At 69.1% G+C, this 24,696-nt stretch carries 27 protein-coding genes; 15 read left to right on the top strand and 12 right to left on the bottom strand.

Annotated features, from left to right (window positions below; translation table 11 throughout):
* Positions 1-35: 35 nt before the first annotated feature.
* The 4 genes from F6J84_RS15700 (at position 36) to F6J84_RS09360 (ending at position 4,104) form a co-directional block, all read left to right on the top strand.
* Positions 36-1,154, top strand: a complete 1,119-nt coding sequence (locus F6J84_RS15700) for a hypothetical protein (protein ID WP_238702442.1) — start codon at positions 36-38, stop codon at positions 1,152-1,154.
* An 87-nt stretch (positions 1,155-1,241) separates the two neighbouring features.
* Entirely contained in the window at positions 1,242-2,543 is a 1,302-nt protein-coding gene (gene hisD / locus F6J84_RS09370) for a histidinol dehydrogenase (protein ID WP_150973236.1), read from the top strand.
* 12 nt (positions 2,544-2,555) lie between these two features.
* Positions 2,556-3,032 carry a transcriptional regulator NrdR gene (nrdR, locus tag F6J84_RS09365; protein ID WP_150891751.1) on the top strand — a complete coding sequence of 159 codons (477 nt, stop codon included), beginning with the start codon at positions 2,556-2,558 and terminating at the stop codon, positions 3,030-3,032.
* 43 nt (positions 3,033-3,075) lie between these two features.
* Entirely contained in the window at positions 3,076-4,104 is a 1,029-nt protein-coding gene (locus F6J84_RS09360) for a quinone-dependent dihydroorotate dehydrogenase (protein ID WP_150973234.1), read from the top strand.
* Between the two features lie 205 nt (positions 4,105-4,309).
* Here the strand turns inward: F6J84_RS09360 and F6J84_RS09355 are convergent, their stop codons facing one another.
* Positions 4,310-4,876, bottom strand: a complete 567-nt coding sequence (locus F6J84_RS09355; protein ID WP_238702441.1) for a DUF3043 domain-containing protein — start codon at positions 4,874-4,876, stop codon at positions 4,310-4,312.
* Between the two features lie 48 nt (positions 4,877-4,924).
* On the opposite strand from F6J84_RS09355, the gene F6J84_RS09350 reads away from it, so the two are divergent.
* From F6J84_RS09350 to F6J84_RS09325, 6 genes are all read left to right on the top strand, one after another.
* A complete protein-coding gene (locus F6J84_RS09350; protein ID WP_150973230.1) occupies positions 4,925-6,319 on the top strand; it encodes a dipeptidase in 1,395 nt (464 codons plus the stop codon).
* Positions 6,320-6,401: 82 nt separating this feature from the next.
* Positions 6,402-6,767: an iron-sulfur cluster insertion protein ErpA gene (gene erpA / locus F6J84_RS09345; protein ID WP_150891747.1), complete on the top strand. Its 366-nt coding sequence runs from the start codon at positions 6,402-6,404 to the stop codon at positions 6,765-6,767.
* Between the two features lie 152 nt (positions 6,768-6,919).
* Complete coding sequence (gene ctaC, locus F6J84_RS09340; RefSeq protein WP_150973228.1) at positions 6,920-7,813, top strand: aa3-type cytochrome oxidase subunit II; 894 nt, start codon at positions 6,920-6,922, stop codon at positions 7,811-7,813.
* 2 nt (positions 7,814-7,815) lie between these two features.
* Complete coding sequence (gene ctaD / locus F6J84_RS09335; protein WP_150973226.1) at positions 7,816-9,579, top strand: aa3-type cytochrome oxidase subunit I; 1,764 nt, start codon at positions 7,816-7,818, stop codon at positions 9,577-9,579.
* A 3-nt stretch (positions 9,580-9,582) separates the two neighbouring features.
* Complete coding sequence (gene ctaF, locus F6J84_RS09330) at positions 9,583-10,017, top strand: aa3-type cytochrome oxidase subunit IV (RefSeq protein WP_150973224.1); 435 nt, start codon at positions 9,583-9,585, stop codon at positions 10,015-10,017.
* A gap of 2 nt (positions 10,018-10,019) precedes the next feature.
* Positions 10,020-10,814: a PP2C family protein-serine/threonine phosphatase gene (locus tag F6J84_RS09325; RefSeq protein WP_150891743.1), complete on the top strand. Its 795-nt coding sequence runs from the start codon at positions 10,020-10,022 to the stop codon at positions 10,812-10,814.
* Here F6J84_RS09325 and F6J84_RS09320 read toward each other — a convergent pair.
* The 6 genes from F6J84_RS09320 to ctaE all read right to left on the bottom strand — a co-directional run bounded on the left by F6J84_RS09320 (position 10,804) and on the right by ctaE (position 17,002).
* Positions 10,804-11,229, bottom strand: coding sequence for a rhodanese-like domain-containing protein (locus F6J84_RS09320; protein WP_150973222.1), 426 nt, complete (start codon positions 11,227-11,229; stop codon positions 10,804-10,806). The two genes, F6J84_RS09325 and F6J84_RS09320, sit on opposite strands and share 11 nt — an antisense overlap.
* A gap of 73 nt (positions 11,230-11,302) precedes the next feature.
* Positions 11,303-12,502 carry an FAD-dependent urate hydroxylase HpxO gene (gene hpxO / locus F6J84_RS09315; RefSeq protein ID WP_238702439.1) on the bottom strand — a complete coding sequence of 400 codons (1,200 nt, stop codon included), beginning with the start codon at positions 12,500-12,502 and terminating at the stop codon, positions 11,303-11,305.
* 85 nt (positions 12,503-12,587) lie between these two features.
* Entirely contained in the window at positions 12,588-14,399 is a 1,812-nt protein-coding gene (gene qcrB, locus F6J84_RS09310) for a cytochrome bc1 complex cytochrome b subunit (protein WP_150891870.1), read from the bottom strand.
* Between the two features lie 26 nt (positions 14,400-14,425).
* On the bottom strand, positions 14,426-15,505 hold the full coding sequence (gene qcrA / locus F6J84_RS09305; RefSeq protein ID WP_150973220.1) for a cytochrome bc1 complex Rieske iron-sulfur subunit: 1,080 nt from the start codon (positions 15,503-15,505) through the stop codon (positions 14,426-14,428).
* A 41-nt stretch (positions 15,506-15,546) separates the two neighbouring features.
* A complete protein-coding gene (gene qcrC, locus F6J84_RS09300) occupies positions 15,547-16,347 on the bottom strand; it encodes a cytochrome bc1 complex diheme cytochrome c subunit (protein ID WP_150973218.1) in 801 nt (266 codons plus the stop codon).
* A gap of 19 nt (positions 16,348-16,366) precedes the next feature.
* Positions 16,367-17,002, bottom strand: a complete 636-nt coding sequence (gene ctaE, locus F6J84_RS09295; protein WP_150891739.1) for an aa3-type cytochrome oxidase subunit III — start codon at positions 17,000-17,002, stop codon at positions 16,367-16,369.
* Between the two features lie 167 nt (positions 17,003-17,169).
* Here ctaE and trpD point away from each other — a divergent pair, with 167 nt between their 5' ends.
* Entirely contained in the window at positions 17,170-18,231 is a 1,062-nt protein-coding gene (trpD, locus tag F6J84_RS09290) for an anthranilate phosphoribosyltransferase (RefSeq protein ID WP_150973216.1), read from the top strand.
* A gap of 12 nt (positions 18,232-18,243) precedes the next feature.
* On the opposite strand, the gene F6J84_RS09285 is transcribed toward trpD, so the two are convergent.
* Entirely contained in the window at positions 18,244-19,179 is a 936-nt protein-coding gene (locus F6J84_RS09285; RefSeq protein ID WP_238702437.1) for a 5'-3' exonuclease, read from the bottom strand.
* Positions 19,180-19,224: 45 nt separating this feature from the next.
* Between F6J84_RS09285 and F6J84_RS09280 the strand changes: the two genes are divergently transcribed.
* Positions 19,225-20,223, top strand: a complete 999-nt coding sequence (locus F6J84_RS09280) for a PHP domain-containing protein (protein ID WP_150973214.1) — start codon at positions 19,225-19,227, stop codon at positions 20,221-20,223.
* Here F6J84_RS09280 and F6J84_RS09275 read toward each other — a convergent pair whose 3' ends face one another.
* Together F6J84_RS09275 and F6J84_RS09270 are read right to left on the bottom strand one after the other, a co-directional pair.
* Entirely contained in the window at positions 20,224-21,012 is a 789-nt protein-coding gene (locus F6J84_RS09275; RefSeq protein WP_150973212.1) for a hypothetical protein, read from the bottom strand.
* Positions 21,006-21,539 (bottom strand): hypothetical protein, encoded by a 534-nt coding sequence (locus tag F6J84_RS09270; RefSeq protein WP_150973211.1) that lies wholly within the window; start codon positions 21,537-21,539, stop codon positions 21,006-21,008. The genes F6J84_RS09275 and F6J84_RS09270 overlap by 7 nt, the downstream gene beginning before the upstream one ends.
* 142 nt (positions 21,540-21,681) lie before the next feature.
* Here F6J84_RS09270 and F6J84_RS09265 point away from each other — a divergent pair, with 142 nt between their 5' ends.
* The 3 genes from F6J84_RS09265 to F6J84_RS09255 all read left to right on the top strand — a co-directional run bounded on the left by F6J84_RS09265 (position 21,682) and on the right by F6J84_RS09255 (position 23,119).
* A complete protein-coding gene (locus F6J84_RS09265) occupies positions 21,682-22,272 on the top strand; it encodes a nucleoside deaminase (protein ID WP_150973210.1) in 591 nt (196 codons plus the stop codon).
* 63 nt (positions 22,273-22,335) lie between these two features.
* Positions 22,336-22,743: a hypothetical protein gene (locus tag F6J84_RS09260; RefSeq protein WP_202980441.1), complete on the top strand. Its 408-nt coding sequence runs from the start codon at positions 22,336-22,338 to the stop codon at positions 22,741-22,743.
* 16 nt (positions 22,744-22,759) lie between these two features.
* Positions 22,760-23,119 (top strand): TraR/DksA family transcriptional regulator, encoded by a 360-nt coding sequence (locus F6J84_RS09255; protein WP_150973208.1) that lies wholly within the window; start codon positions 22,760-22,762, stop codon positions 23,117-23,119.
* 16 nt (positions 23,120-23,135) lie between these two features.
* Here F6J84_RS09255 and F6J84_RS09250 read toward each other — a convergent pair whose 3' ends face one another.
* The gene (locus F6J84_RS09250; RefSeq protein WP_150973206.1) at positions 23,136-24,161 is read right to left on the bottom strand and encodes an FUSC family protein; all 1,026 of its coding nucleotides are present in this window, start codon (positions 24,159-24,161) and stop codon (positions 23,136-23,138) included.
* Between the two features lie 2 nt (positions 24,162-24,163).
* Positions 24,164-24,652: a hypothetical protein gene (locus F6J84_RS09245; protein WP_150973205.1), complete on the bottom strand. Its 489-nt coding sequence runs from the start codon at positions 24,650-24,652 to the stop codon at positions 24,164-24,166.
* Positions 24,653-24,696 lie beyond the last annotated feature (44 nt).

Here is a 24,696-nt window from a genome sequence, read left to right as displayed (position 1 = left end):
CCAACCCGTGGGCCTCGTGCCCGGAAGGAAGCGACATGTCCGACGAACAATCCCCCCGCCATCCCGATCCGCCCCTCGAGGACGGGATCGGCGAGCCCGACGTCGCCGAACGCTCCGAGTCCGAACCGCCCGTGCAGTACGGCGTCGGACCCTTCTCCATCCGCGAAGTGGCCCTCGTCGGGATCTGGGTCCTCGCGTTCCTCTTCTCGTTCTTCTCGCTGCGCGCCGTCGACTTCGCCTCCGTCTGGACCTCCGGGCTGCTCTGGGTGCTGACGATCGGCGTGCCGACCGTCGCGGTGTTCCTCATCGTCCTGCGCCGTCTCTCGCCGCAGGGCATCCGCCGGGTCGGATCGCTGGGCATCGACCAGTTCGCCTCTGTGGCCTTCTCGGTCGCGGCCATGGTGTGGCTCCAGATGGTCTGGGACATCATCGCCTTCGGCGCGGAGACCGGTCTGTGGGTGCACTCCTGGGTGCCGTGGGCGGAGCTGGTGCTGATGCTGGCGGGCGTGGCCCTCACCGTGTTCGGGCCCCTGCTGCCCGTCATGCGCGACGACTTCATCGGGCGCACCGAGATCCCCGCTCACCGCAACGCCCGTCCGTTGCGCGCGGTCGCGCCGCGCCCGCTGCGCGAGCGTCCTCGTCCGGCAGCGCACGATGCGCCCGCTCCGGACGCAGCGGCCGTGCCCGCCGCCGTCCCCGCCACGGGTGCGACACACCCCGAGGGTGCCCCGTACGCGGGTGCCCCGTATGCCGACGGCACCTCGTACGGAGAGGGCGCCCCGTATGCCCAGAGCGACCCGTTCGCCGAGGGTGCACCGCAGTCTTCGGAGGCCACCGAGGCATCCGACACCTCCGACACGTCCGCCTACGACACCGGCGGGTTCTCGGCCTTCGTCGACCAGCTCCAGGGCGACCAGTCGGAGCCGGCCACGGAGGTCCTGTCCACTCCGGCCCCCAACGACCCGATGCAGCCGTTCTGGGCCCTGTCCCCGGTCGACCGCGACGTGCTGGACGACTCGGGTGCCCCGCTGTTCACGGTCGGGCCGACCGCCTGGGCCCTCGTCATCGAGGACCGCGGTGAAGTGTTCGTCATCCGTCACGAGGACGGCCGCATCGGTTACCTCCACGACGTGACCGGGGTCACGCGCGGCTGACGCCGACCGCTTCGCCCGCATGCCTCCAGGATGCGGCTGCGGCGCGGGCCCGGAACCGGGCCCCGCCGTAGCCGGTAACCTGGAGGCATGCTTCGCACGATCGATCTCCGGGGCCGGACTCTGTCCCCGGCCGAGCTTCTGGCCGCCGTTCCGCGGGCCGAACTCGCCCGCGACTCCGCCCTCACCACCGCGGCCCGCATCGTGCACGACGTCGCCGCGGAGGGCGAGAACGCTCTGCGCTCCCAGGCGGAGCAGTTCGACGGAGTCTCCGGGCACGCCATCCGGGTTCCCGCCGCGCACCTGGACGACGCGCTCGCGGGACTGGACCCGGAGGTGCGCGCGGCACTCGAAGAGGCGATCGTCCGCGTGCGTGCCGCATCCGCAGCGCAGGTGCCGGCACCGGTCGTCACCGAACTCGGTCCCGGCGCCCGGGTCACCCAGCGCTGGCAGCCCGTGCGCCGCGTGGGCGTCTACGTCCCCGGCGGCAAGGCGGTCTACCCCTCCAGCGTCGTGATGAACGTCGTCCCCGCGCAGGTCGCGGGCGTCGAGGTGGTCGCGCTCGCCTCGCCTCCTCAGCGCGACCAGGACGGCCGCGTGCACCCGGTGATCCTCGCCGCCGCCCGCCTGCTGGGCATCTCCGAGGTCTACGCCATGGGCGGGGCCGGCGCGATCGGTGCCTTCGCGTACGGGGTCGACTCGCTCGGGCTCGACCCGGTGGATGTCGTCACCGGCCCGGGCAACAACTTCGTCGCCGCCGCCAAGCGCGCCGTCGCGGGCGTCGTCGGCACGGATGCGGAAGCGGGAGCGACCGAGATCCTCATCGTGGCCGACGACACGGCGGACCCGCGCCTGGTCGCCGCGGACCTCATCAGCCAGGCGGAACACGACGAGCAGGCCTCCGCCGTTCTGGTCACCCCGTCCGCGGAGCTGGCCGCGGCCGTGAACGCGGAGCTCGCCGCGCGTGCGCCGCGCACGCGTCACGCCGCGCGAATCGCCGCGGCGTTCGATGGTCCGCAGTCCGCGGTGGTGCTGGTGGACGATCTCGCCCAGGCCACCGCGTTCAGCAACGCGTATGCCCCCGAGCACCTCGAACTGCACCTGGCGGACCCGCGGGCGGACGAGTTCGTGAACGCCGGCGCGGTGTTCGTGGGTGACCACGCGCCGGTCAGCCTCGGCGACTACCTCGCCGGCAGCAACCATGTCCTTCCCACCGGAGGCCAGGCGCGCTATGCGCCGGGTCTGTCCGCCGCGACCTTCCTCCGGCCGCAGCAGGTCGTCGAGTACGACCGGGCCGCGCTGGCCGAGGTGCGCGACGCGATCGTCACACTGGCCCAGGCGGAAGCGCTTCCCGCGCATGGCGAGGCGGTCGAAGCCCGGTTCGAGGGATAACCTGGCGCTGTCATGCATTGCCCTTTCTGCCGCCATCCCGATTCCCGCGTCATCGATTCCCGCACGAGCGACGACGGGCTCAGCATCCGCCGCCGCCGCCAGTGCCCCGAGTGCGGAGGACGCTTCTCGACGATCGAGACCGCGAGCCTCAACGTCATCAAACGCTCCGGGGTCATCGAGCCCTTCAGCCGCGAGAAGGTGATGTCCGGCGTGCGCAAGGCCTGCCAGGGCCGCCCCGTGACGGATGCGGACCTCGCGGTACTGGCCCAGAAGGTCGAGGAGGCGGTGCGACAGACCGGATCCTCGCAGATCGACACCAACGAGATCGGCCTCGCGATCCTCGGACCGCTGCGCGAGCTGGACGAGGTGGCCTTCCTCCGTTTCGCCAGCGTCTACCAGGCGTTCGACTCCCTCGAGGACTTCGAGTCGTCCATCGAGCAGCTGCGCGCGGACCGGGAGCGGCGCCTGCACGCCGTCCCGGGGGAGTGAAGCGGTTCGGCCGGGCGCGCGCTGACCGATAACCTGGCAGACGATGTATCCCCTCCTGTTCCGCCACCTCCTGTCCCGCATGGATCCCGAATCGGCGCACCATGCGGCGATGCGGGTCATCCGGATGCTGGGCGTCCGTCCGCTCACGGCTCTCGCCCGGACCGTCACGGCGCCCGCTCCGGGGCTCCGCACACGCGCCCTCGGGCTGGAGTTCGAGTCTCCGTTCGGCATCGCCGCCGGATTCGACAAGGACGCGGTCGGCGCGATGGGACTTTACGCGCTCGGTTTCGGCCACGTCGAGGTGGGCACGCTCACCGCGATCCCGCAGGACGGCAACCCTCGCCCGCGCCTTTTCCGGTTGATCCCTGACCGCGCCGTCGTGAACCGGATGGGCTTCAACAACCGCGGCGCCGAGGCGGCCGCACGGCGTCTCGCCGCGTTGCGGCGCCGCCGGAAGCGCCCGGTCATCGGTGTGAACATCGGCAAGAGCCGCGTCGTGGACGTCGCGGACGCCACCGCGGACTACGTCCGCAGTGCCCGGATGCTGGCGCCGCTCGCGGACTACCTGGTCGTCAACGTGTCGTCGCCGAACACGCCGGGACTGCGCGGGCTGCAGGCGGTGGAGACCCTCCGCCCGCTGCTCGAGGCCGTGCATGCGGCTTCCGGCACCACACCGCTGCTCGTGAAGTTCGCGCCGGACCTGGACGACGACGAGATCGAGGCCGTCGCGCTGCTGGCCGTGGAGCTGGGACTCGACGGCGTCATCGCGACCAACACGACGATCTCCCGTGCGGGGCTGACCACTCCCGCGGACGTGGTCGCGGCGGCCGGCGCCGGGGGACTCTCCGGTGCACCGCTGAAGGCGCGTTCCCTGGAGGCGCTCCGCATCGTCCGCCGCGTGGTGCCCGCCGATTTCTGCGTGATCTCGGTCGGCGGCGTCGAGACCGCGGCGGATGTCCAGGAGCGCCTGGATGCGGGAGCGAACCTGGTGCAGGGGTACACCGCGTTCCTCTATCGCGGCCCGTTCTGGGGGCGGCAGATCAACCGGGGCCTCGCCCGCCGCTCGCGCTGATCCCTTTCCCGCCCCGCCCCCGCCCCCGGGCCGCCTCTCTCCCGCGAGACTGCAGGCACACCACGAGACGGACGTAACCAGCCGCTGTCTCGTGGTTGCTATGCAGTCTCGCGGAAAGAGGGGAGTGGCCGGCGGGGGCGCGACGCAGACGGAGAACGCCCCGACCGCGGCAGGCGCGATCGGGGCGTTGAACGTGACGTGAGGTCTACTCGGGGCGCTGGCCGCGCTTGACCTGGGCCTTCGGCAGGCGCATGAAGCGCATCTGGACCGTGCGCATCGCGCCGTACCAGCCGAGGCCCCGCTCCATGCGGTCGGCGCCGAACTTCGCGCGAGCCGCCTTCTTGACGCGCACGGAGGTGAGCACCATGTCGAGGACCGCGATGACGATGAAGCCCCAGAGGGCGATGTACGAGTAGAACTGCAGGAACGGGATGTTGACGAACATCAGGAGCAGGACGACGATCATCACCGGCATGATGAGCTCGGCCACGTGCCATCCGGAGTCGACGAAGTCGCGGACGAAGCGGCGCTGCGGGCCCTTGTCGCGCACCGGCAGGTAGCGCTCGTCACCGGCGGCCATGCCGATGCGGGCCTTCTCGCGCCGGGCGGCGAGCTCGGCGCGGGCACGCGCCTTCGCCTCCTTGGTGTCCGCGACGAGAGGCCGCTTGCGGGCCGCTTCGCGTTCGGCGCGGGTGGGCGTGGGACGCCCCTTTCCGCTGGCGGGGGTGCTCTCGGCATCGTGCGGAGCGGAGTCTGCGGAAGTCTTGGCCACGGGAGATCCTCGGTGAGGCGGGAAGGGGTGCGCCATAAGATTACCCGCATGACCTCCGAGACACCCCGGAACAGTGCCGTGGACCACGCGGTAGCTGCGGGAATCCCCTCCGCCCTCGCCGATCTGGGTGCACTGGTGCGCATCCCTTCGGTCGCGTGGCCGGCCTTCGACCAGACGCAGGTGCAGCGCAGCGCGGAGGCGATCGCGGCACTCGCGGAGGGCACCGGTGTCTTCGACCGGGTGGAGGTGACGCGCTCCGCGATCCCTGGCACCGATGAGCTCGGCCAGCCCGCGGTGCTCGCCACGCGCGCGGCGCGCGACGGGCGTCCCACCGTCCTGCTGTACGCGCACCACGATGTCCAGCCGGCCGGCGACGAGGCGTTGTGGGAGACGCCGCCGTTCGAGCCCACAGTGCGCGACGGACGCCTGTACGGCCGCGGGGCGGCGGACGACAAAGCAGGTGTCATGGTGCACATCGCCGCCCTCCGCGCGATCCGGGAGGCGGTCGGCGACGACCTCTCGCTGGGTGTGGCCCTCTTCGTGGAGGGGGAGGAGGAGTTCGGTTCCCGCTCCTTCGGCCAGTTCCTCGCCGACAACCTCGAATCGCTCCGCAGCGACGTCATCGTCGTCGCGGATTCCGGCAACTGGGACACGACGACGCCAGCTCTCACTGTGTCGCTGCGCGGCAACGCCCACTTCACGCTGACGGTGCGGACCCTGGAACACGCATCGCACTCCGGCATGTTCGGGGGAGCGGTGCCGGACGCCTTCATGGCCACGGTGAAGCTGCTCGCGACCCTGTGGGACGACGATGGCGCCGTCGCCGTGGCCGGGCTCGCCGAGCGTGACGCCGAGACCCCGGAGTACACCGAGCAGACGCTCCGCGACGAGGCCGGACTGCCCGACGGCGTTCGTCCGATCGGACGCGGCTCGATCCTCAGCCGGATCTGGAACAAGCCCTCCATCACGGTGACCGGGATCGACGCGACGAGCGTGGCGGCCGCATCCAACACGCTGGCGCCGGAGATCTCGGTCGTCATCTCCGCGCGCGTGGCCCCGGGGCAGTCCGCCCGGGAGGCGTACGCGGCGATCCAGGAGCACCTGCGGGCCCACGCGCCGTTCGGTGCCGAGCTGACGTTCTCGGACGTGGACTGCGGCGACGCCTTCCTGGCGGACACCGGGGGCTGGGCGGTCGATCTCGCCCGCACGTCGCTCGCCGAGGGATACGGCGTGGAGCCGCTGGAGATCGGTATCGGCGGATCGATCCCGTTCATCGCCGACCTCGCCGAGCGGTTCCCTGAGGCTCAGATCCTGGTGACGGGCGTCGAGGACCCGCACACGAGAGCGCACAGCCCGAACGAGTCCCTGCACCTGGAGACCTTCCGCAACGCCGTGCACGCGGAGGCGCTGCTGCTGGAGAAGCTCGACTCCCGGACGATCTGAGGATTCCCGTGCCCGGCGCCGTCAGGCATCGTAGAATCGACACGACCCGCCGATCGAGGCGGGGCTTCACCGAAGGAGAGCCATGACCGACACCTCACTGTCGCCCGACCAGGCCACGAACGTCCATGGTGTGTCGCTCACCGACGCGGCCGCCGCCAAGGTGAAGCACCTGCTCGGGCAGGAGGGGCGCGACGACCTCCGTCTGCGCGTCGCCGTCCAGCCGGGCGGATGCAGCGGCCTCATCTACCAGCTCTATTTCGACGAGCGCTACCTCGACGGCGACCAGACGGTCGACTTCGACGGGGTGGAGGTCATCGTCGACGACATGAGCGTCCCCTATCTCGACGGCGCGACCATCGACTTCAAGGACACCATCTCGGAGCAGGGTTTCACCATCGACAACCCCAACGCCTCCGGCTCCTGTGCCTGTGGTGACAGCTTCCACTGACGAATTCTCTTCTCGCGCGTCGGCGCGGTTCGGCCCGGAATTCCGGGGCTGGACCGCGCCGACGCGTTTTCGCCGGCTGGGTGCATGGCCTGAATCAGGTGTGAGGTTGCTCTAGACTGAGGGGGCTTCATCCGTGATCTGAAAGGTGCGCCGTGCCTTCGAAACGTCGAACCCGCTGGGCAGTTCTCCCCTTGGGGATCGCGTCGGCCGTCATCCTTGCCGGATGCACCCCGACCGAACTGAATGGCTACCTGCCTGGCTTCGTGGAGGACGGTACTCCGGCCACGAACCACACCGAAATGGTCTCCGGTCTCTGGGTCAATTCCTGGATCGTGCTGCTGGCCGTCGGTGTCGTCACCTGGGGGCTGATGCTGTGGGCGATGATCGCCTACCGTCGCCGCAAGGGACAGACCGGCCTGCCGGTGCAGCTGCGCTACAACATGCCGATCGAGATCTTCTACACCGTCGTGCCGCTGATCCTCGTGATCGGTTTCTTCGCCTTCACGGCGCGCGACCAGGCGATCCTCGAGACGCAGACCGATGACCCCGACGTGTCGGTCGTCGCGATCGGCAAGCAGTGGGCGTGGGACTTCCAGTACAACGGCGACGATGAAGACGCCGACGACGCCGTGTGGACGATGGGCATCCAGGCCCAGACCAACGCCGCCGGTGACGTCGACGAGGCGCTGCTGCCCACGCTGGTGCTGCCGGTCGACAAGACCGTCAAGATCAAGCTCGAGTCCCGCGATGTCATCCACTCGTTCTGGATCATCGACTTCCTTTACAAGAAGGACATGTACATCGGGCGCGACAACTACTGGTCCTTCACCCCGACCCGCGAGGGAACGTACGCCGGCAAGTGCGCCGAGCTGTGTGGTGAGTACCACTCGATGATGCTGTTCAACGTCGAGGTCGTCAGCGAAGCCGAGTACGAGGACTACCTGGACACGCTCCGCGACAAGGGCCAGACCGGGAACATTCAGGACGCTTACAACCGGCTGAACAATCTGCCCGGTACCGGCGCGACCGCCGAGGGAGACGAGTGATCATGGCGACGACGCTTCCGCTTGAGGAGAAGGGCTCGTCCCGTCCGACGACTCTGCCTCCTCGTCAGGCTGCCCTGCTCAGCGCTTCGCGCGTCGAGCAGAAGGGCAACATCATCGTCAAGTGGATCACCTCCACTGACCACAAGACGATCGGGTACATGTACCTGATCGCCTCCTTCCTGTTCTTCCTGCTCGGCGGCGTGATGGCCCTCATCATCCGCGCTGAACTGTTCGAGCCGGGGATGCAGATCGTCCCGACCAAGGAGCAGTACAACCAGCTGTTCACGATGCACGGCACGATCATGCTGCTGATGTTCGCGACGCCGTTGTTCGCGGGCTTCGCCAACGCGATCCTGCCGCTGCAGATCGGTGCGCCGGACGTGGCGTTCCCGCGTCTGAACGCGTTCGCCTTCTGGCTGTTCCTGTTCGGCTCGATCATCGCGATCTCCGGCTTCCTCACCCCGGCGGGCGCGGCCTCCTTCGGCTGGTTCGCGTATCAACCGTTGGCGAGTGCCTCGTTCACGCCAGGCGCGGGAGGAAACCTCTGGATGCTGGGTCTCGGCATCAGTGGTTTCGGGACGATCCTCGGTGCGGTGAACTTCATCACCACGATCATCACGATGCGCGCCCCGGGCATGACGATGTGGCGCATGCCGATCTTCTCCTGGAACACGCTCGTCACGAGCATCCTGATCCTGCTCGCGTTCCCCGTCCTCGCGGCGGCGATCTTCGCGGCGGCAGCGGACCGCGTGCTGGGTGCGCACATCTACGATCCGCAGAACGGTGGTGTGCTGCTCTGGCAGCACCTGTTCTGGTTCTTCGGTCACCCCGAGGTGTACATCATCGCGCTGCCGTTCTTCGGCATCGTCTCGGAGATCTTCCCGGTGTTCAGCCGGAAGCCGATCTTCGGTTACAAGACCCTCATCTACGCGACCATCGCGATCGCCGTCCTGTCCATCGCGGTCTGGGCGCACCACATGTACGTCACCGGGGCCGTGCTCCTGCCGTTCTTCGCGCTGATGACGATGCTGATCGCGGTGCCGACAGGGGTGAAGATCTTCAACTGGATCGGCACGCTCTGGCGAGGGTCCGTGACCTTCGAGACGCCCATGGTGTTCGCGCTCGGATTCCTGGTCTCGTTCGTCTTCGGTGGTCTGACCGGCGTCATCCTCGCGTCGCCCCCGCTGGACTTCCACCTCTCCGACTCGTACTTCGTGGTCGCGCACTTCCACTACGTCGTGTTCGGCACGGTCGTCTTCGCGATGTTCGCCGGGTTCTACTTCTGGTGGCCCAAGTGGACCGGCAAGATGCTCAACGAGCGCCTCGGCTACATCCACTTCTGGCTGCTGTTCGTCGGCTTCCACATGACGTTCCTGATCCAGCACTGGCTGGGTGTGGACGGCATGGTCCGCCGCTACGCCGACTACTCGGCGGCGGATGGCTGGACCTGGCAGAACCAGGTGTCCACGATCGGATCGATGGTCCTGGCCGCGTCGATGATCCCGTTCCTGCTGAACGTCTGGATCACCGCCCGGAAGGCCCCCAAGGTGACGGTGAACGACCCGTGGGGATACGGTGCCTCGCTCGAGTGGGCCACGTCCTGCCCGCCGCCGCGGCACAACTTCACCTCGATCCCGCGTATCCGCAGTGAGCGCCCCGCCTTCGACCTGAACCACCCCGAGGCCGCTGTGCCCGTCGGTGTGGGCCCCGCGAAGGACGCGCCCGATGCCCCCGTTGTCGATGTCTCCGAAGGAGAGGTGAAGTAGGTCATGCGGACCAACACGAATCTCTGGTGGATCCTCGTCGTCTTCTTCGCATTCATCTGCGTGGTCTACACGGGCTGGAACATCCTGGCCAACCCTGACCTGCCGTGGCCGAACGCCATCGAGTGGGTCGGATCGATCGCGCTGCTGTTCGGCGCGCTGATGTCCGCGATGATCGCCTTCTACACGTCCCGCGTGCACAAGGCGCAGGGCGGCGAGCTGCCCGAGGACACCCTGACGGCCGACATCGATGACGGCGACCCCGAGCTCGGCGAGTTCAGCCCGTGGTCCTGGTGGCCGATCGTGCTCGCGGCCTCTGCCGCGGTCGCCGTGATCGGGCTGGCCGTCGGCACCTGGATGGTGCCGATCGGGTTCGCGATCTTCGCGGTCGCGATCGTCGGCTGGGTGTTCGAGTACTACCGCGGATACTTCGCACGCTGAACGTGCCGGTCCGGCTCCAGACCGCCGTCGTCTCCGACATCGGCCACTACCGCACCTCGAACCAGGACGCCGCCTTCACGGCGTCCTGGGGGGCGGCAGTGGCCGATGGCGTCGGTGGCGGCCCATCCGGTGACCTCGCCTCGGCGGCCTTCGTGCATCGGCTCGTTCCGGAACACGTGCGGATCGAGGATGCCGACGAACTCGTGGTGCGCATCCGCGAGGCGAACTGGGACCTCCGCGCCCACGTCCGCCGGGATCCCGCGCTGCAGGGCATGGCGACCACGTTCACCGGGATCTTCGTGACGCCGGCCGGGCGGGTGCTGCTCGCGCACACGGGGGACTCGCGCGCGTACCTGCTCCGTCACGCTCAGCTCGAGCGGCAGACCCGTGACGATTCCTACGTGCAGGCGCTCGTCGATCGCGGTCTGCTCGCCCCGGAGGCCGCAGCGTCCCACCCCCGCCGGAACATCATCACGGCGTCCCTCGCGGGCGGCGAGGAGGATGTCATCACGGTCAGCGACCGCGAACCCGTCGTCGGGGACCGGTGGTTGCTGTGCAGCGACGGTGTCAGCGACTACCTGGACGACGAGGAGATCGGCCTGGCTTTGCTCCGCAACCGCCCGCTGGCGGCCGCGGCATCCGCCCTGGTCCGGCTGGCACTGGATGCCGGCTCACGGGACAACGCGACCGCGGTCGTGTGCGACGTGGTCGCGGGCGAGTTCGACCGTCGCGAGAACGCCGCATTCGCGGGTTCGGCGGCGGAGCTCTTCCAGGAGTACCTCGACGTCAGCGCGTGACGCCCGGAGAGGCGCGCACGGTCATCACCAGCGGGTCGAAGGTGCGCGGCAACGCGCCCTCATCCGACTCGGTGGGCTGTCCCTCCCGCGCCCAGTACTCGTAGCCGCCGATCATCTCCTTCACCGGGTATCCCAGCACCGCGAACTCCCGCGCCGCCTTCGCGCCACCGTTGCAACCGGGACTCCAGCAGTAGACGATCACCGGGGTCCCCGCGGGGATCTCGGCAGGCGCACGGCTCGCGATCTCCCGATAGGGCATGTGCACGGCCCCCGGGATGCGTCCTTGCGTCCAGGCGTCCACGTCCCGCACGTCGATGAGGGTGACCTGTTCGCCGGCTCGCTGAGCGGAGTAGACATCCGAGGGGTCGGTTTCATGGGTGAGCTTCGCGGTGAAATAGGCGATGGCGTCCGTCATGTGCTCGAGACTACGGCCGCCGCTCCCCATCGGGGGAGGCGGCGGCCGTCAGGTCTCGTGCGATTCCTGCCTTCTAGGAGAGCAGCCCGCCGATCGTGACGGGGCTGTCGGTGATGTTGCCGAGGATGCCGCGGATCACGTTCTCGCCCGATTCCTGTCGCAGGCCCGCGTACCACTGCTCGGTGATCTCCGGATCGAAGCCGTGCGTCTCGGTGGCCCGCTTGCGTGCGCGGAGAACGAGATCGGCTGCGCGCTGCGTGCGCGCGCTCTGATAACGCTGCAGCGCATCGAGCACCCCGAGGGAGGTCGTGGCGAACACGAGGCCGAGCACGAACGCGTCCTCGAGCGCGGAGCACGCGCCCTGACCGATGTCGGGCGCCGTGTTGTGCGCGGAGTCGCCGAGGAGCACGACCCGCCCGCGCGACCAGGTGTGGAACGGATCCACGTCCCAGATCTCGACGCGGTTGAAGGAGGCGTCGCTGTCGATGCCGTCCAGCAGCGCCTGCACTCCCGGTGCCCACCCGGCGAACGCCCGGCGGAGGGGAGCGATGCCGTCGGCGCGTTCGTAGGGGAGTCCCGCGGGCTGCGGGACGTCGCAGAAGAAGTAGAAGCGTTCACCGGCGACCGGCATCACGGAGACCCGCTTGCCCTCCGCGACGTACGTCGTCCACTGATCCGCCGGACCGATGCGCGGATCGATGGGGACGAGCCCGTTGTAGTTCGTGTAGCCGGAGTAGCGGCGTTCGATGCGCTCGCCCAGGACGTAGTCCCGCGTCGCGGAGCGTGCGCCGTCGGCGCCGATCACGAGGTCGGCGGTCGCCGTTTCCCCGTTCTCGAAGGTGACGGTCACCTCATCGTCGCTCTCCGCGATCCCGGTCATCCGCATCCCGAGGTGGATGTTGGCCGCGCCCACGGTATCCATGAGCAGCGCCTGCAGGTCGGCGCGGGCGACGGGGTAGCTGCGCTGGCCGGTCTGCTCGGTGACGGGGGAGAGGCTGAACCGGCACATCGTCTCGCCCGTGTGCCCATCGGTGTACGCCATGGTGTCCATACGGCCGCCCAGTGCCGCCACCTCGTCCCGCAGACCGAGCCAGTTGAGCACCTTCACCCCGTTGGGCCACAGGGAGAGCGCGGCTCCCACGGGACGGTTCTCACGGATCTGGTCGTAGATGCGCACGTCGTGGCCGAGCCGTTGCAGGGCGATGCCCGCGCTCGTTCCGCCGATACCTGCGCCGATGATGATCACTCGCACCCCGTAAACGTATCCGGGCACGATGACGGGAATGTTACAGACATGAACATTCCGGATACGAGAAATGCCCCGGTCCGAAGACCGGGGCATTTCTTCAGGAACAGGCTCAGCGGGGAGCGTCGCCGTCCTTCGGGTTGTTGAGCTCGTCCAGCCGCTTGGGCGAGGGGAACTCGGCTTCGGCCTTGTCGTGCAGCGAGACGGTCGGACGTCCCTCGGCCTCGGCCCGGGCGGTCGCGCCCTCGATCTCCGCGGTCTCCTCGGCATCCATGTGCTCGAGAGCGTGGTGCTGGTGCGCCACGGCCTCGTCCAGCTCGGTCTGCGTCAGCGGGCTGAGGCGGTCCTCGAAGAACCAGCGGGACAGCGAGGCCCGGAGGTTCTCGTGCCACGGGATACGGCCCTGGGCGTTGGGGCGGACGACCAGCGGTTCGTTCACCTCGTTGTCGATGAGCTTCCAGCGGTCGAACTCGTCGACCGGCTGGTGGACCTCGATGTACTCGCCACCGGGGAGGCGGACGATGCGGCCGGACTCGTAACCGTGCAGCGCGATCTCGCGGTCCTTCTTCTGCAGCGCGATGCAGATGCGCTTGGTGACGAAGTACGCGATGACGGGGCCGACGATCAGCAGTGCCTGCAGCGTGTGGATGACGCCCTCCATCGTGACCCAGAAGTGCGTCGCGATGATGTCGGAGGATGCGGCCGCCCACAGCACGGCGTAGAAGGTGACGCCGGCGGCACCGATGGCGGTGCGGGTGGCGGCGTTGCGCGGGCGCTGGGCGATGTGGTGCTCGCGCTTGTCGCCCGTGACCCACGCCTCGATGAAGGGGTAGATCAGTGCCAGGACGATGAACAGGCCGAGGACCACGAGCGGGACGAGGATGTTGAACGACCAGGTGCGGTCGAACAGCACGAACTCCCAGCCCGGGGGAACGAGACGGAGGGCACCGTCGGCGAAGCCGATGTACCAGTCCGGCTGCGTACCCGCGGACACCGGCGACGGGTCGTACGGGCCGTAGTTCCAGATCGGGTTGATCGTGAACAGCGAGGCGATCAGCACGATCACACCGAACGTGATGAAGAAGAACCCGCCCATCTTCGACATGTACACCGGCATCATCGGGTAACCGACGACGTTGCTGTTCGTGCGCGCGGGCCCGGCGAACTGGGTGTGCTTGTTGATGATCATCAGCACGAGGTGCAGGGCGAGGAGCGCCACGAGGATCGCCGGCAGCAGCAGGATGTGCAGCGTGTAGAGGCGTCCGACGATCGCGGTGCCGGGGAACTCGCCGCCGAAGAGGAGGAACGAGATCCAGGTACCGACCAGCGGGATGCCCTTGACCATGCCGTCGATGATGCGGAGGCCATTACCCGAGAGCAGGTCGTCGGGGAGCGAGTAGCCGGTGAAGCCCTCGGCCATCGCCAGGATGAAGAGGATGAAGCCGATGACCCAGTTGAGCTCGCGCGGCTTGCGGAATGCGCCGGTGAAGAAGACACGCAGCATGTGCACGCCGATGCCCGCGACGAACACGAGGGCCGCCCAGTGGTGCATCTGGCGGACGAGGAGACCACCGCGGATGTCGAACGAGATGTTCAGGCTGGACTCGAGCGCCGCCGACATCGCGATGCCGCGCATCGGCTCGTAGGCGCCGTAGTAGTGGGTCTCCACCATCGAGGCTTCGAAGAAGAACGTCAGGAACGTGCCCGACAGCAGCACGACGACGAAGCTCCACAGCGCGATCTCACCCAGCATGAACGACCAGTGGTCGGGGAAGATCTTGCGACCGAGCTCCTTGACGAGCCCGGAGAGGCTCGTGCGCTCGTCGAGGTAGTTGGCGGCAGCGCCGACGAAGCGTCCGCCGAGCGGCTTGCCGTCACGACCTGCTGGAGCCGTCGCGGCACCGGACGCAGGTTCCTGCGTCACATTGTCCGTGGGGTGAGTGGCGGTGCTCAATGACGCTCCCAGAAGCTCGGGCCGACGGGTTCGGTGAAGTCGCTCTGCGCGATGAGGTAACCCTCGTCGTCGACGGTGATGGGCAGCTGCGGAAGCGGCCGTGCCGCCGGGCCGAAGATGACCTTCGCGCCTTCGGACACGTCGAACTGCGACTGGTGGCAGGGGCAGAGCAGGTGGTGGGTCTGCTGCTCGTAGAGCGCGACGGGGCAGCCGACGTGCGTGCAGACCTTGGAGTACGCGACGATGCCGTCGTAGGACCAGTCCTTGCGGTCCTCGGTCTCGATGAGGTCCTCCTGGGGGAGGCGCATGAGCAGGACGATGGCCTTGGCCTTCTCCTCGAGGTAGCCGTCATGGTGGCTGACGCCGGCCAGTTCCTCGGGGATGACCTGGAACGCGGAACCGAGGGTGACCTCGGACGCCTTGATGGGGCGGCCGCTCGGGTCGAGCGCGAGGCGCGAACCCTTCTTCCACATGGTGTGGCTGAGCAGGTAGACCGGGTCGCCGGCGTGCGGGTTCTCCGGGCTCGACTCGGGGGCGAGTCCGCGGAACAGCACGATGCCGGGCACGACGGATGCCACGAGCGCAGCGAACAGGGAGTTGCGGATCATCACGCGGCGTCCGAAACCGGACTCCTCGTTGGCCGTCGCGAAGTCGGCGATGACCGCCTCACGCGTCGAGTCGCGGCCACGCGTCGCGTGACGCGGCTCGATGAACTCCTTGTCGGACATGATCGCCTTGGACCAGTGGATCGCACCCACACCGATGGCGAGGAGTGCAAAGGCGATGCCGAGCCCGATGAAGAGGTTGTTGTCCCGGATCGCGGTGAGCGATCCGCTCTCGATCGGGAAGATCATGTACGCGACGACCGCCCAGATGGACGCCGCGACAGAGAGGTAGAAGAGCGTGTACACCGTCCGGACGGCGCGCTTCATAGCCGCCGGATCCTTGTCCGTGATGCGCTCCCGGTGTGGTGGCAGACCGGGGTTCTGCACCGGGTCCGACACTGCCACAGCGAGACCACGTGACGGCTTCCAAGAAGCCCTCTCGTGCTCGAGCGGGTCGCCCTCGTGTGCCATGGTGCTCCTCGTACGTTCCGTGTGGTCGATTGGCGGGATGGTCAGTTCGACTTCGCGGTGATCCACACCGTGATCGCGATGAGCGAGCCGATACCGAAGATCCAGATGAACAGGCCCTCAGAGACAGGACCGAGCGAGCCGAGCGAGAAGCCGCCGACCGATTCGTTGTCCTGCATGTAGAGGAGGGCCGAGATGATGTCGCGCTTGTCCTCGGCGGTGAGGTTCATGTCGCTGAACACCGGCATGTTCTGCGGGCCGGTGACCATCGCGGCGTACATGTTGAGTGCGCTGGTGCTGTGCAGGGCCGGGGCGTACTTGCCCTCGGTGAGCGCACCACCGGCGCCGGCGACGTTGTGGCACATGGCGCAGTTGATGCGGAACAGCTCCGCACCCGCGGACACGTCTCCCTCACCGTCGAGCACGCGCTCGGTGGGATAGGTGGGACCGGGGGCCACGGACTGCACGTACTTGGCCAGGGCTTCGGTCTGCTCCTCCGTCAGCTGCACCGGCTTCTGCGGTGCCTGCGGGGCCTGGGCCTGGAGGGGCATGCGACCGGTCGAGACCTGGAAGTGCACGGCCAGCTCGCCGACGCCGTACAGCGACGGACCGGCCTCGGTGCCCTGCAGTTCCAGACCGTGACAGGTCGCACAGTTCGCCTGGAACAGCTTCTCGCCGTCGTCGACCGTGAGTGCGGTCGACGCGGAGGTCTCGGTGGTCGCCGCCATCGCGGCCGTCGCACCGGCGTACACGCCGCCGGTCAGCAGCAGACCGATGCCGATGAGGGCAGCGGCGGCCAGGGGACTGCGACGACCGGAGGGGCGACGCTTCTTCTCTCGTGCCATGAGGTGGTGGTGCTCCGCTCTAACGCAGGAAGTAGATGACGAGGAACAGGGCGATCCAGACGACGTCGACGAAGTGCCAGTAGTAGGACACGACGATCGAGGTGGTCATTTCCTTGCGCCCGAAGTTCTTCACGGCGTAGGCGCGCCCGATGACGAGGAGGAAGGCGACGAGGCCGCCGGTCACGTGCAGGGCGTGGAAGCCCGTCGTGATGTAGAAGGCGGACGCGTAGGCGTTGGCCGAGATCGGCAGCCCCTCGGCGACCAGCTGGGCATACTCCCACACCTGGCCGGACACGAAGATCGCTCCGAGGAAGAAGGAGAGGAAGAACCACTCCACCATCCCCCACTTGAGCGGGTTACCGCCGGTGCGGTAAGGCTGGAAACGCTCGGCGGCGAACACGCCCATCTGGCACGTCACGGACGAGAGCACGAGGATGATCGTGTTCACCGTCGCAAAGGGGACGTTCAACAGCGACGACTCCTGCGCCCACAGCTCCGGGGAGGTGCTGCGAAGCGTGAAGTAGATCGCGAAGAGGCCGGCGAAGAACATGACTTCGCTGCCGAGCCAGACGATCGTGCCGACGGCGACCGGGTCTGGCCTCTTGACCGTGCGCAGGGCCTGGGAATACGTCGCTGGGGTCGTCACGCATCCCATTATGACCGATATCGGGTGGCGATTCTTGCACCCGCCGTCCGAGCGGGAGCCGAGTCGGAGCTTAGGGGATCCTAAGAGAACGTGCAGAACATGCCGGGAGTCCGCTCGCCATCGGGGGTTTCACGCGTGCGCGGACGCGCGAGCCCCGATCGATAGGATCGATCTTCATGGTGGACATCCACAACTGGCCGACGATCCTCACCCGACTTCTCTCCGGAGAAGACCTCAGCGTGTCCGAGTCGACATGGGCGATGGGACAGGTGATGGACGGCGCGGCGACCCCCTCGCAGCTGGCCGGGTTCCTCATCGCCCTACGCGCGAAGGGGGAGACGGTCGACGAGATCGTCGGCTTCCGTGACGCGATCCTGGAAGCGGCGCTGCCGCTCCCGGTCTCGGCGCAGGTCCTCGACATCGTCGGTACCGGCGGCGACCGCTTCGGCACCGTCAACATCTCCTCGATGTCGGCGATCGTCGCGGCATCCGCAGGTGTCCCGGTCGTCAAGCACGGCAACAAGGCGGCGAGCTCCGCCTCCGGCTCGTCCGACGTGCTCCGCGCGCTGGGCGTCGACCTCGCCCTGGCACCCGACGCCGTCGCGGAGACGCTCGCGCGTTGCGGCATCACGTTCGCCTTCGCCGCCGCCTTCCATCCCGGCTTCCGGCACGCGGGTCCGACCCGTGCCGAGCTCGGCGTGCCCACGGTCTTCAACTTCCTCGGTCCGCTGTGCAATCCGGCACGGGCGGAAGCGAACGCCGTGGGCGTGGCGCAACTGGACCGGGTGCCGTTGATCACCGGCGTGTTCCGCACCCGCGGGGCGACCGCTCTCGTCTTCCGTGGCGACGACGGCTTGGACGAGCTGACCACCACCGGTCACAGCCGGATCTGGGAGATCTCGCTCGGAGACATCCACGAGCACGATCTCGACCCCCGGGATCTCGGCATCCCCCGCGCGAGCATGGACGACCTCATCGGGGGCAGCCCCGAGCACAACGCCGAGGTCGTCCGACGCGTCCTCGCCGGGGACAGCGGTCCCGTCCGCGACATCGTCCTGCTCAACACGGCCGCCGGAATCGTGGCGTACCGCCTGTCGAAGGATCCCGCGGAGGCCCAGCGGCCGATCCTCGCCCGTCTCGCCGAAGCCAAGGACGAAGCAGCCGCGGCGATCGACAGCGGTGCGGCGCAGGCCAAGCTGGCCGAGTGGGTCGAGACGACGACGGCGCTCGGCGCCTGACCCGAGCTTCGCTCAGGCGCCGCCGGTGACCGTCGCGATCGCGTCCACCGCGCGCTGGAACGGCGTGGCGACCCCCCACCGCGCGGTGAAGGCGGGGGCGGCGGCAGCGGCATCCGGACCGAGCGGCGCGAGTGCCGGATCGGGGACCGCCAACGCCAGGTCGCGGACGACGCGGACGACAGCGGGCGCCACCGCGAGGTAGTCCGCACCCGCGAGCACCTTGGCTGCCACCGCCGCACTCATTCCCTCTCCGCGCTCGGCGGCGGCGATGATCCCGGCCAGGTCGCCGTGCGCGGCGAGCAACGTCGCAGCCGTCTTGTCGCCGATCCCGGTGACCCCCGGCAGTCCGTCGGACGCGTCGCCGCGCAGGACCGCGAAGTCCGCGTACTGGCGCGCGTGCACGCCGTACTTGGCGAACACGGTCTCGTCGGTCACCACTTCCAGGTTGCTCATGCCGCGAGCCGTGTAGACGACCCGCACGTCGGCGTCGTCGTCCACCAGCTGGAACAGGTCGCGGTCGCCGGTCACGATGTCGACCGGCATCCCGGCATCCGTCGCGAGGGTGCCGATCACATCGTCCGCCTCGTGCTCGGCCGCGCCGACGACGGGGATGCCGAGCAGGCCGAGTGCTTCCCGGATGACCGGGACCTGGGCCTCCAGCGGGTCGGGGATCTCCTCCACGTCCGGACCGGTGACGACCACCTCGACGACGCGATGCGTCTTGTAGCTCGGGATCAGATCGACGCGCCACTGCGGACGCCAGTCGTCGTCCCAGCAGGCCACGACGTGCGTCGGGCGATAGGTCGAGACGAGCTTGGCCACGATGTCCAGCATCCCGCGTACCGCGTTGTTCGGTGACCCGTCGGGGCCGGTGACCTTCGCCGGGACACCGTAGAAGGCGCGGAAGTAGAGGGAGGCGGAGTCGAGGAGCATGAGGCGCGAGGTCACGCGCTCATCCTGGCACGCGCGCGCTGCCCGGGGCAGACTGGGCGCGTGGATCCGCTCGAGGCGCTCACCGAGATCGCGACGCTCCTGGAACGGGAACGGGCCTCGCGCTACCGCTCCCAGGCGTTCCGGTCGGCGGCGGCGGCGCTCAGCGCTCTGCCGCCGGATCAGCGGGCCGACCTCGGGCGTCTCCAGCGGACGAAGGGGATCGGGGAGAAGACCCTGCGCGTGATCACGGAGGCGCTCGAGGGCCGGGTGCCGGACTACCTGACTGAGCTCCGCGGCAGCGCAGGGGTGGCCGAGGTCCCCAGCACGCTGCGTGCGAGGTTGAAGGGCGACCTGCACGCGCATTCGAACTGGTCGGACGGACTGACGCCGATCGACGCGATGGTCTCCGCCGCGCGCACCCTCGGGCACGAGTACCTGGCCCTGACCGATCATTCCCCGCGGCTCCGCGTCGCCAACGGGCTGAGCGCCGACCGTCTCCGCGAGCAGATGACGGTCGTCGGCGGGCTCTCCGGGGAGGGGTTCACGCTGCTGACCGGGATCGAGGTGGACATCCTCGAGGACGGGATGCTGGATCAGGAACCGGGTCTGCTGGAGCGTCTCGACGTGGTCGTGGCCAGCGTGCACTCGAAGCTGCGCATGGACCGCGCGCCGATGACCCGGCGGATGCTCGCCGCCGTCCGCGACCCGAACACCGACGTGCTCGGCCATTGCACCGGACGGCTCGTGGAGGGCTCACGCGGCACGCGTCCGGCATCCGCCTTCGACGCGTCCGTGGTCTTCGCCGCCTGCGCCGAGCACGGCGTCGCCGTCGAGATCAACTCCCGGCCGGAGCGGCAGGACCCGCCGGACGACCTGATCGCCGTCGCGCTGGCGGCCGGATGCCTGTTCTCCATCGACAGCGACGCGCACGCGCCGGGGCAGCTGTCGCTGCTCGACCACGGCGCCCGCCGCGCGGAGCAGGCGGGTGTGCCGGCCGAGCGGATCGTCACCACCTGGGAGCTGCCCAAGCTGCGCGAATGGCTCGGGCGCGAGCGCTGATCAGCAGCCGGGGCCGGCGGGGTTCTCGAGGCAGGTCCGGTCCACCAGGGCCGTCCGTGCCTCGACGATACGCACCGCATGCCCGCCGGTCGTGACCTCCACGACGCCCTCGACGTCTCGCCAGCGGCCGCCGTCGAAGCTGACCGACGCGCTGTAGGCGACGGTCACCGACGCGAGGTAGTCACCGCGGCGGGTGTAGGGGTGGCTGGTCGCGGTCGGGGTGAACTGCGGCTGGCCGAGGGCAGCCCACGACGCCCCACCGGACGGCGCCGACCGTGAAGCGCCGTCGCCGTAGGAGAAGCGGAAGGCGGAAGGGGTGAAACGGACGACGACGTCGTAGCCGAAGAGCTCACCGGGGATGGACTGCGCGGATGCGGCGGAGACGAGGTTGGTGGGCATCCCCACGATGCCGATCCCCGCCGGTTCGCTCGCCAGCGTGGGCGCTGCCGGGCGGAAGGACGCGAGATCCGCGAGCGTCACTTCGGGGATCACGCCGACCGAGTACCCGTCCCGGCACAGCACGGTGCGGCAGCCCGGCGCGAGCAGGTTGCCGTCCTCGTCGTAGCGGGGACTGGTGTCCTCCTCTGCGCCGCCGCCTTGCCCGCCGTCGCCCTGCTCGCCACCGCCCCCGCCACCCGGACCGCCCGGCCGCGTGCCCGCCCCGCCGATGTCGATCTGCGAGCCCGTGTTCGTAATGGAGCAAGCGCCCACCGCGACGAGGTCAGGGCTGCAGCTTGCAGAGGAGGGCGACATCGCCACCAGTGCCAAAGACAGGACGAGAGTCAGCACTGCCCCTCCGAAATCAGTTGACTATCGGCTATCAACCACTGCCCGTTCTGTTGTTGGAAATGGACTTCCAGGTTGCTAACTAGGGCTCTGTCGGGCGGCGTGCGATCATTACCCGCTTCGTCGATGAGGCGAGTGCCCTCTGAGTTGACGCAGGCGATGATCCAGGTTTCTTCTGACGAATCGCGTTCGTGATCACCGGGTATGACCCTGTCCACTCGAGATTCCCCAGTGACTCGTAGGCCCGCTTCCGTGAGCTCCTCCTGATCTGCGATGTCTGATGTCAGAGCCGTGCCCATGAGGAAATCTCGAGGGGTCGGTGGAGTGTCATCGCTTGCCCTGCGCCGGTTGAGTGCGTCGACGTAGGCACGGTAGGTCTCCTCTGCAGCGGCGAACGCCTCGGCCTGGTCGGCGAACCCGGACGGGGTGGGCGAGGGGGCCGGTGCGGACGGGGTGCACCCCGCGGTGGCCGCGATCGTCGCCAGCGCGAACGCCGCGACGAGGACGCGGATGCGGCGTGCGCGGATCATGCGCACACGGTAGCCCGGGCGGGGGCGGCGGCGCGGGCGTTATCCACAGTGCGGGATGTCTCCGCGGTGTGCTGAGGGCAGGGGAGGAGACTCACCTGCCGCACGTAACAGCCTGGACACACGGGTCCGCAAGGATGTCCGCATGTCTCTCGCCACCTCGCTCTCCGCCTCCCTGCCCGCCTGGCTCATCGACGAGCTTCCCGACCTTCCGGAGACCCTTCCCGCCCTCGAGGACCGGATGGATCTCGTGAACGCCCTGGCCGATCGCAACTGGCGTGAGGGCAGCGGCGGACCGTTCGCCGCGATCGTCGTGGACGCGACCACCGGCCGGCTCGTCTCGGCGGGCGTGAACGTCGTGCTCGCCTCGGGGTTGAGCTCGATGCACGCCGAGGTCACCACCCTCAGCCTCGCGCAGACGGCACTGGGCCGCTGGGACCTCGGCGCCGACGGCGCCGAACTGGAGCTCGTCGTCAACTGGCGGCCGTGCGTCATGTGCTATGGGTCCACCATGTGGAGCGGGGTGCGCTCGCTGGTCGTGGCCGGCGAGGGGCCGGAGCTGGAGAGCCTCAGCGGGTTCGACGAGGGACCCGTCGTCGCCGATTGGGCCGAGCAGTTCGAGAAGCGCGGCATCCGGGTGTCCATCGGGACCCGTCGCGCAGAGGCGATCGAGGTGTTCCGCGCCTACGGGGAGAGCGACGCCCTCGTCTACAAGCCCCGCGGCGCGGCGAGCTGACCGCACCGGGGGCGTTGCGGATTCGTGATCGCGGGGGAATTACAGCGCTGGAATACTGAAGCCATGAAGCTCACCCGAATCGCCGCGTGCGCCGTCATGGCCGCCGCAGCTCTGTCCCTCGCCGCCTGCGCGACATCCGCCGCGCCCGCGCCCACGGTCACGGCGTCCTCCATCGGAGGGGATGTGATCGCCCCCGTCACGATGGCGGCCGGCGACCTGCAGGGGGCGACGGTCGACCTGCTGGTGGGCCAGGTCCTGAACATCACGACCGGCGATCTCGCCGTGGACAGCTACACCGGCCAGGTCGCGGACACGGAGGTCGCCACCTTCGTCGAAGGGCGCACGGACGGCAGCGCCGAATTCAACCCGGGCGTCGAGGCCGTCGGCGCCGGTACGACCGATGTCACGATGACGAACTCCGACGGCGGGATCCAGCCGCTCCGGTTCACCGTCGTGGTGACCGAGAAGTAGCCGGAGCTGCCGCGTCATGGACGCCGCGACGCGCGCGGAGTTCAGGGCTCTGCTCACCGAGCGGCGCCGTGAGGCCGAGCGCGATGCGGCGATCCGGCAGGATGCCCTCGGCGGGGTGATCGCGGCCCGCGACGACCCTGCCGGGGGAGACGACGAGCATGATCCCGAGGGCGCGACCCTCGCCGACGAGTGGTCGCGGCTGGAAGGTCTCCGCATCGGAGCGCTCCGAGAGTTGAGCGAGATCGACGCGGCGCTGGGCCGGCTCCGCGACGGCACGTTCGGGATCTGCGTGCGCTGCGGCGCCCCGATCCCCGTCGAGCGGCTCCGCGCGCGCCCTACCGCAACCATGTGCGTGCCCTGCGCCTCCCGGCGCTGAGCGCGGCGCGAGGGAATCAGTCCGTCTCGGCAGTGAGGCTGGTGTGGATCCGGTGCAGATCCTCCAGCAGCGATCCGATCAGGACCCAGTTGCTCGCCGGTGCCGTCGCGATCTGCAGCGGCGTCGTCAGCGCCGGCGGTTGCTCCCGGGCGGCCGCGCCCGGCTTCCCCACCCGCTCGACGTCGCGCGCCGCACGGCGGAGCTGATCGGCGATGGCGCGGACGTGCGGCTCGTCCACCAGATCAGGGGAGTAGTGGTCGTACACCGCGCGGGTCATGCCCACCAGTTGGGTGACGATCGGCGTGTAGAGGCCGAGCATCCGGGAGAGATCGGCGAGTTCGGAGCGGTGCCGACCGCTGCGCGGGTTCAGCGCGAGCGACTCTGTGCCCGTGGTGATGGCCTTCTCCGCGGCGTCGCGCATCGGCCGCAGGAGCCGAGCCTCCACCATGAGTGTTTCGAGCTGCCCCGGGGTGCGCACGGTCGACAGGGCATCCGCGAGGCGTTCCAGGGATGCCGCGATCTCGTCGCGGAGGCGAGCCGTCGACTCGCGTGCCGGGTCGACCATGACGGGTGGCACGAGCAGCGCGTTGACCACGACTCCGATGGCGGCCCCGAGCAGGGTCTCGGCCACCCGGCCGAACGCGTACCCGGGTGTCGCGGCTCCGAGGGAGAGCACGAGGATGGCGCTGATCGCGATCTGGCTGCTCGCCCCGGGCGACAGTCGCAGAGCCCAGGCGAGCAGGAGGCCGGAGGCCGCGGCGGTGAGGATCACCCAGGTGTGGTTCCCGAAGAACACCCCGAGGGTGGAGGCCAGCAGCACTCCGGTGATGACGCCGACGGAGCGTTCGATGGCCTTGCTGAAGGACTGATTGATGCTCGGCTGCACGACGAGCAGCGCGGCGATGGCAGCGAACACCGGGGGAGGACCCGGGAGGAGGGCTTCCGAGAGCAGCCAGGCGCCCCCGGTCGCGAGCGCCGACTTCACCACCAGCAGCAGGGGGGCGCGCTGTGCCGCGCGGATGCTGGTGTGGAGTCGGCGCATGATCAGGGTCGGCGCGCTCGGAGCGCCCTGGCGGCATCACCGGGGGGCGTGCCCAGCTCGCGTTCGGAGAACGTGAGGTCGTAGCCGCCGCTCACGCTGCGCGTCGCGCGCATGTCCGCGGGGTCGATACCCGAACGCGGATTGGTCACCAGGGCGTCGGGGCGACGGAACCGCAGACCGAGTTCGCCCTGGGGCGTCGTTCCGATGCGGTCGATGTCGGTCCAGGGGACGACTCCGAGTCCGGCCAGGCGGACGCCGTCCGCATCCGCCCGCAGCACCGTGGACCCGATGAGCTGGCGCACGATGGAGATCCCGCCGCCCAGACCGAAGATGCCGATCACCGCGACGCCGAGCAGCAGCGGGATGATCTGGTCGGGGTTGAGCACGACGATGAGCACGCCCAGCACGGTGACGAGCAGGCACACGACCGCGAGGGCGATGAGGCGACCACGCGGAGTCACGAACCGAAGGGGGGTGCTGTCATCACTCACCCGTCCAGCCTATTGCGCCGCCCGTCGGGTCCGGAGGGTCCTCG

The organism is Microbacterium caowuchunii (assembly GCF_008727755.1).
Classification (GTDB): Bacteria; Actinomycetota; Actinomycetes; order Actinomycetales; family Microbacteriaceae; genus Microbacterium; species Microbacterium caowuchunii.
The sequence above is the reverse complement of the archived record's forward strand: the minus strand, read 5'-3'. Positions and strand labels throughout refer to the sequence as shown.

Bases quoted from the DNA above. Each gene is read 5' to 3' on its own strand.
- F6J84_RS15700 (WP_238702442.1), top strand. From the start codon at position 36: ATGTCCGACGAACAATCCCCCCGCCATCCCGATCCGCCCCTCGAGGAC.
- hisD (WP_150973236.1), top strand. From the start codon at position 1,242: ATGCTTCGCACGATCGATCTCCGGGGCCGGACTCTGTCCCCGGCCGAG.
- nrdR (WP_150891751.1), top strand. From the start codon at position 2,556: ATGCATTGCCCTTTCTGCCGCCATCCCGATTCCCGCGTCATCGATTCC.
- F6J84_RS09360 (WP_150973234.1), top strand. From the start codon at position 3,076: ATGTATCCCCTCCTGTTCCGCCACCTCCTGTCCCGCATGGATCCCGAA.
- F6J84_RS09350 (WP_150973230.1), top strand. From the start codon at position 4,925: ATGACCTCCGAGACACCCCGGAACAGTGCCGTGGACCACGCGGTAGCT.
- erpA (WP_150891747.1), top strand. From the start codon at position 6,402: ATGACCGACACCTCACTGTCGCCCGACCAGGCCACGAACGTCCATGGT.
- ctaD (WP_150973226.1), top strand. From the start codon at position 7,816: ATGGCGACGACGCTTCCGCTTGAGGAGAAGGGCTCGTCCCGTCCGACG.
- ctaF (WP_150973224.1), top strand. From the start codon at position 9,583: ATGCGGACCAACACGAATCTCTGGTGGATCCTCGTCGTCTTCTTCGCA.
- F6J84_RS09320 (WP_150973222.1), bottom strand. From the start codon at position 11,229: ATGACGGACGCCATCGCCTATTTCACCGCGAAGCTCACCCATGAAACC.
- qcrA (WP_150973220.1), bottom strand. From the start codon at position 15,505: ATGGCACACGAGGGCGACCCGCTCGAGCACGAGAGGGCTTCTTGGAAG.
- qcrC (WP_150973218.1), bottom strand. From the start codon at position 16,347: ATGGCACGAGAGAAGAAGCGTCGCCCCTCCGGTCGTCGCAGTCCCCTG.
- ctaE (WP_150891739.1), bottom strand. From the start codon at position 17,002: ATGGGATGCGTGACGACCCCAGCGACGTATTCCCAGGCCCTGCGCACG.
- trpD (WP_150973216.1), top strand. From the start codon at position 17,170: ATGGTGGACATCCACAACTGGCCGACGATCCTCACCCGACTTCTCTCC.
- F6J84_RS09270 (WP_150973211.1), bottom strand. From the start codon at position 21,539: ATGATCCGCGCACGCCGCATCCGCGTCCTCGTCGCGGCGTTCGCGCTG.
- F6J84_RS09265 (WP_150973210.1), top strand. From the start codon at position 21,682: ATGTCTCTCGCCACCTCGCTCTCCGCCTCCCTGCCCGCCTGGCTCATC.
- F6J84_RS09260 (WP_202980441.1), top strand. From the start codon at position 22,336: ATGAAGCTCACCCGAATCGCCGCGTGCGCCGTCATGGCCGCCGCAGCT.
- F6J84_RS09255 (WP_150973208.1), top strand. From the start codon at position 22,760: ATGGACGCCGCGACGCGCGCGGAGTTCAGGGCTCTGCTCACCGAGCGG.
- F6J84_RS09250 (WP_150973206.1), bottom strand. From the start codon at position 24,161: ATGCGCCGACTCCACACCAGCATCCGCGCGGCACAGCGCGCCCCCCTG.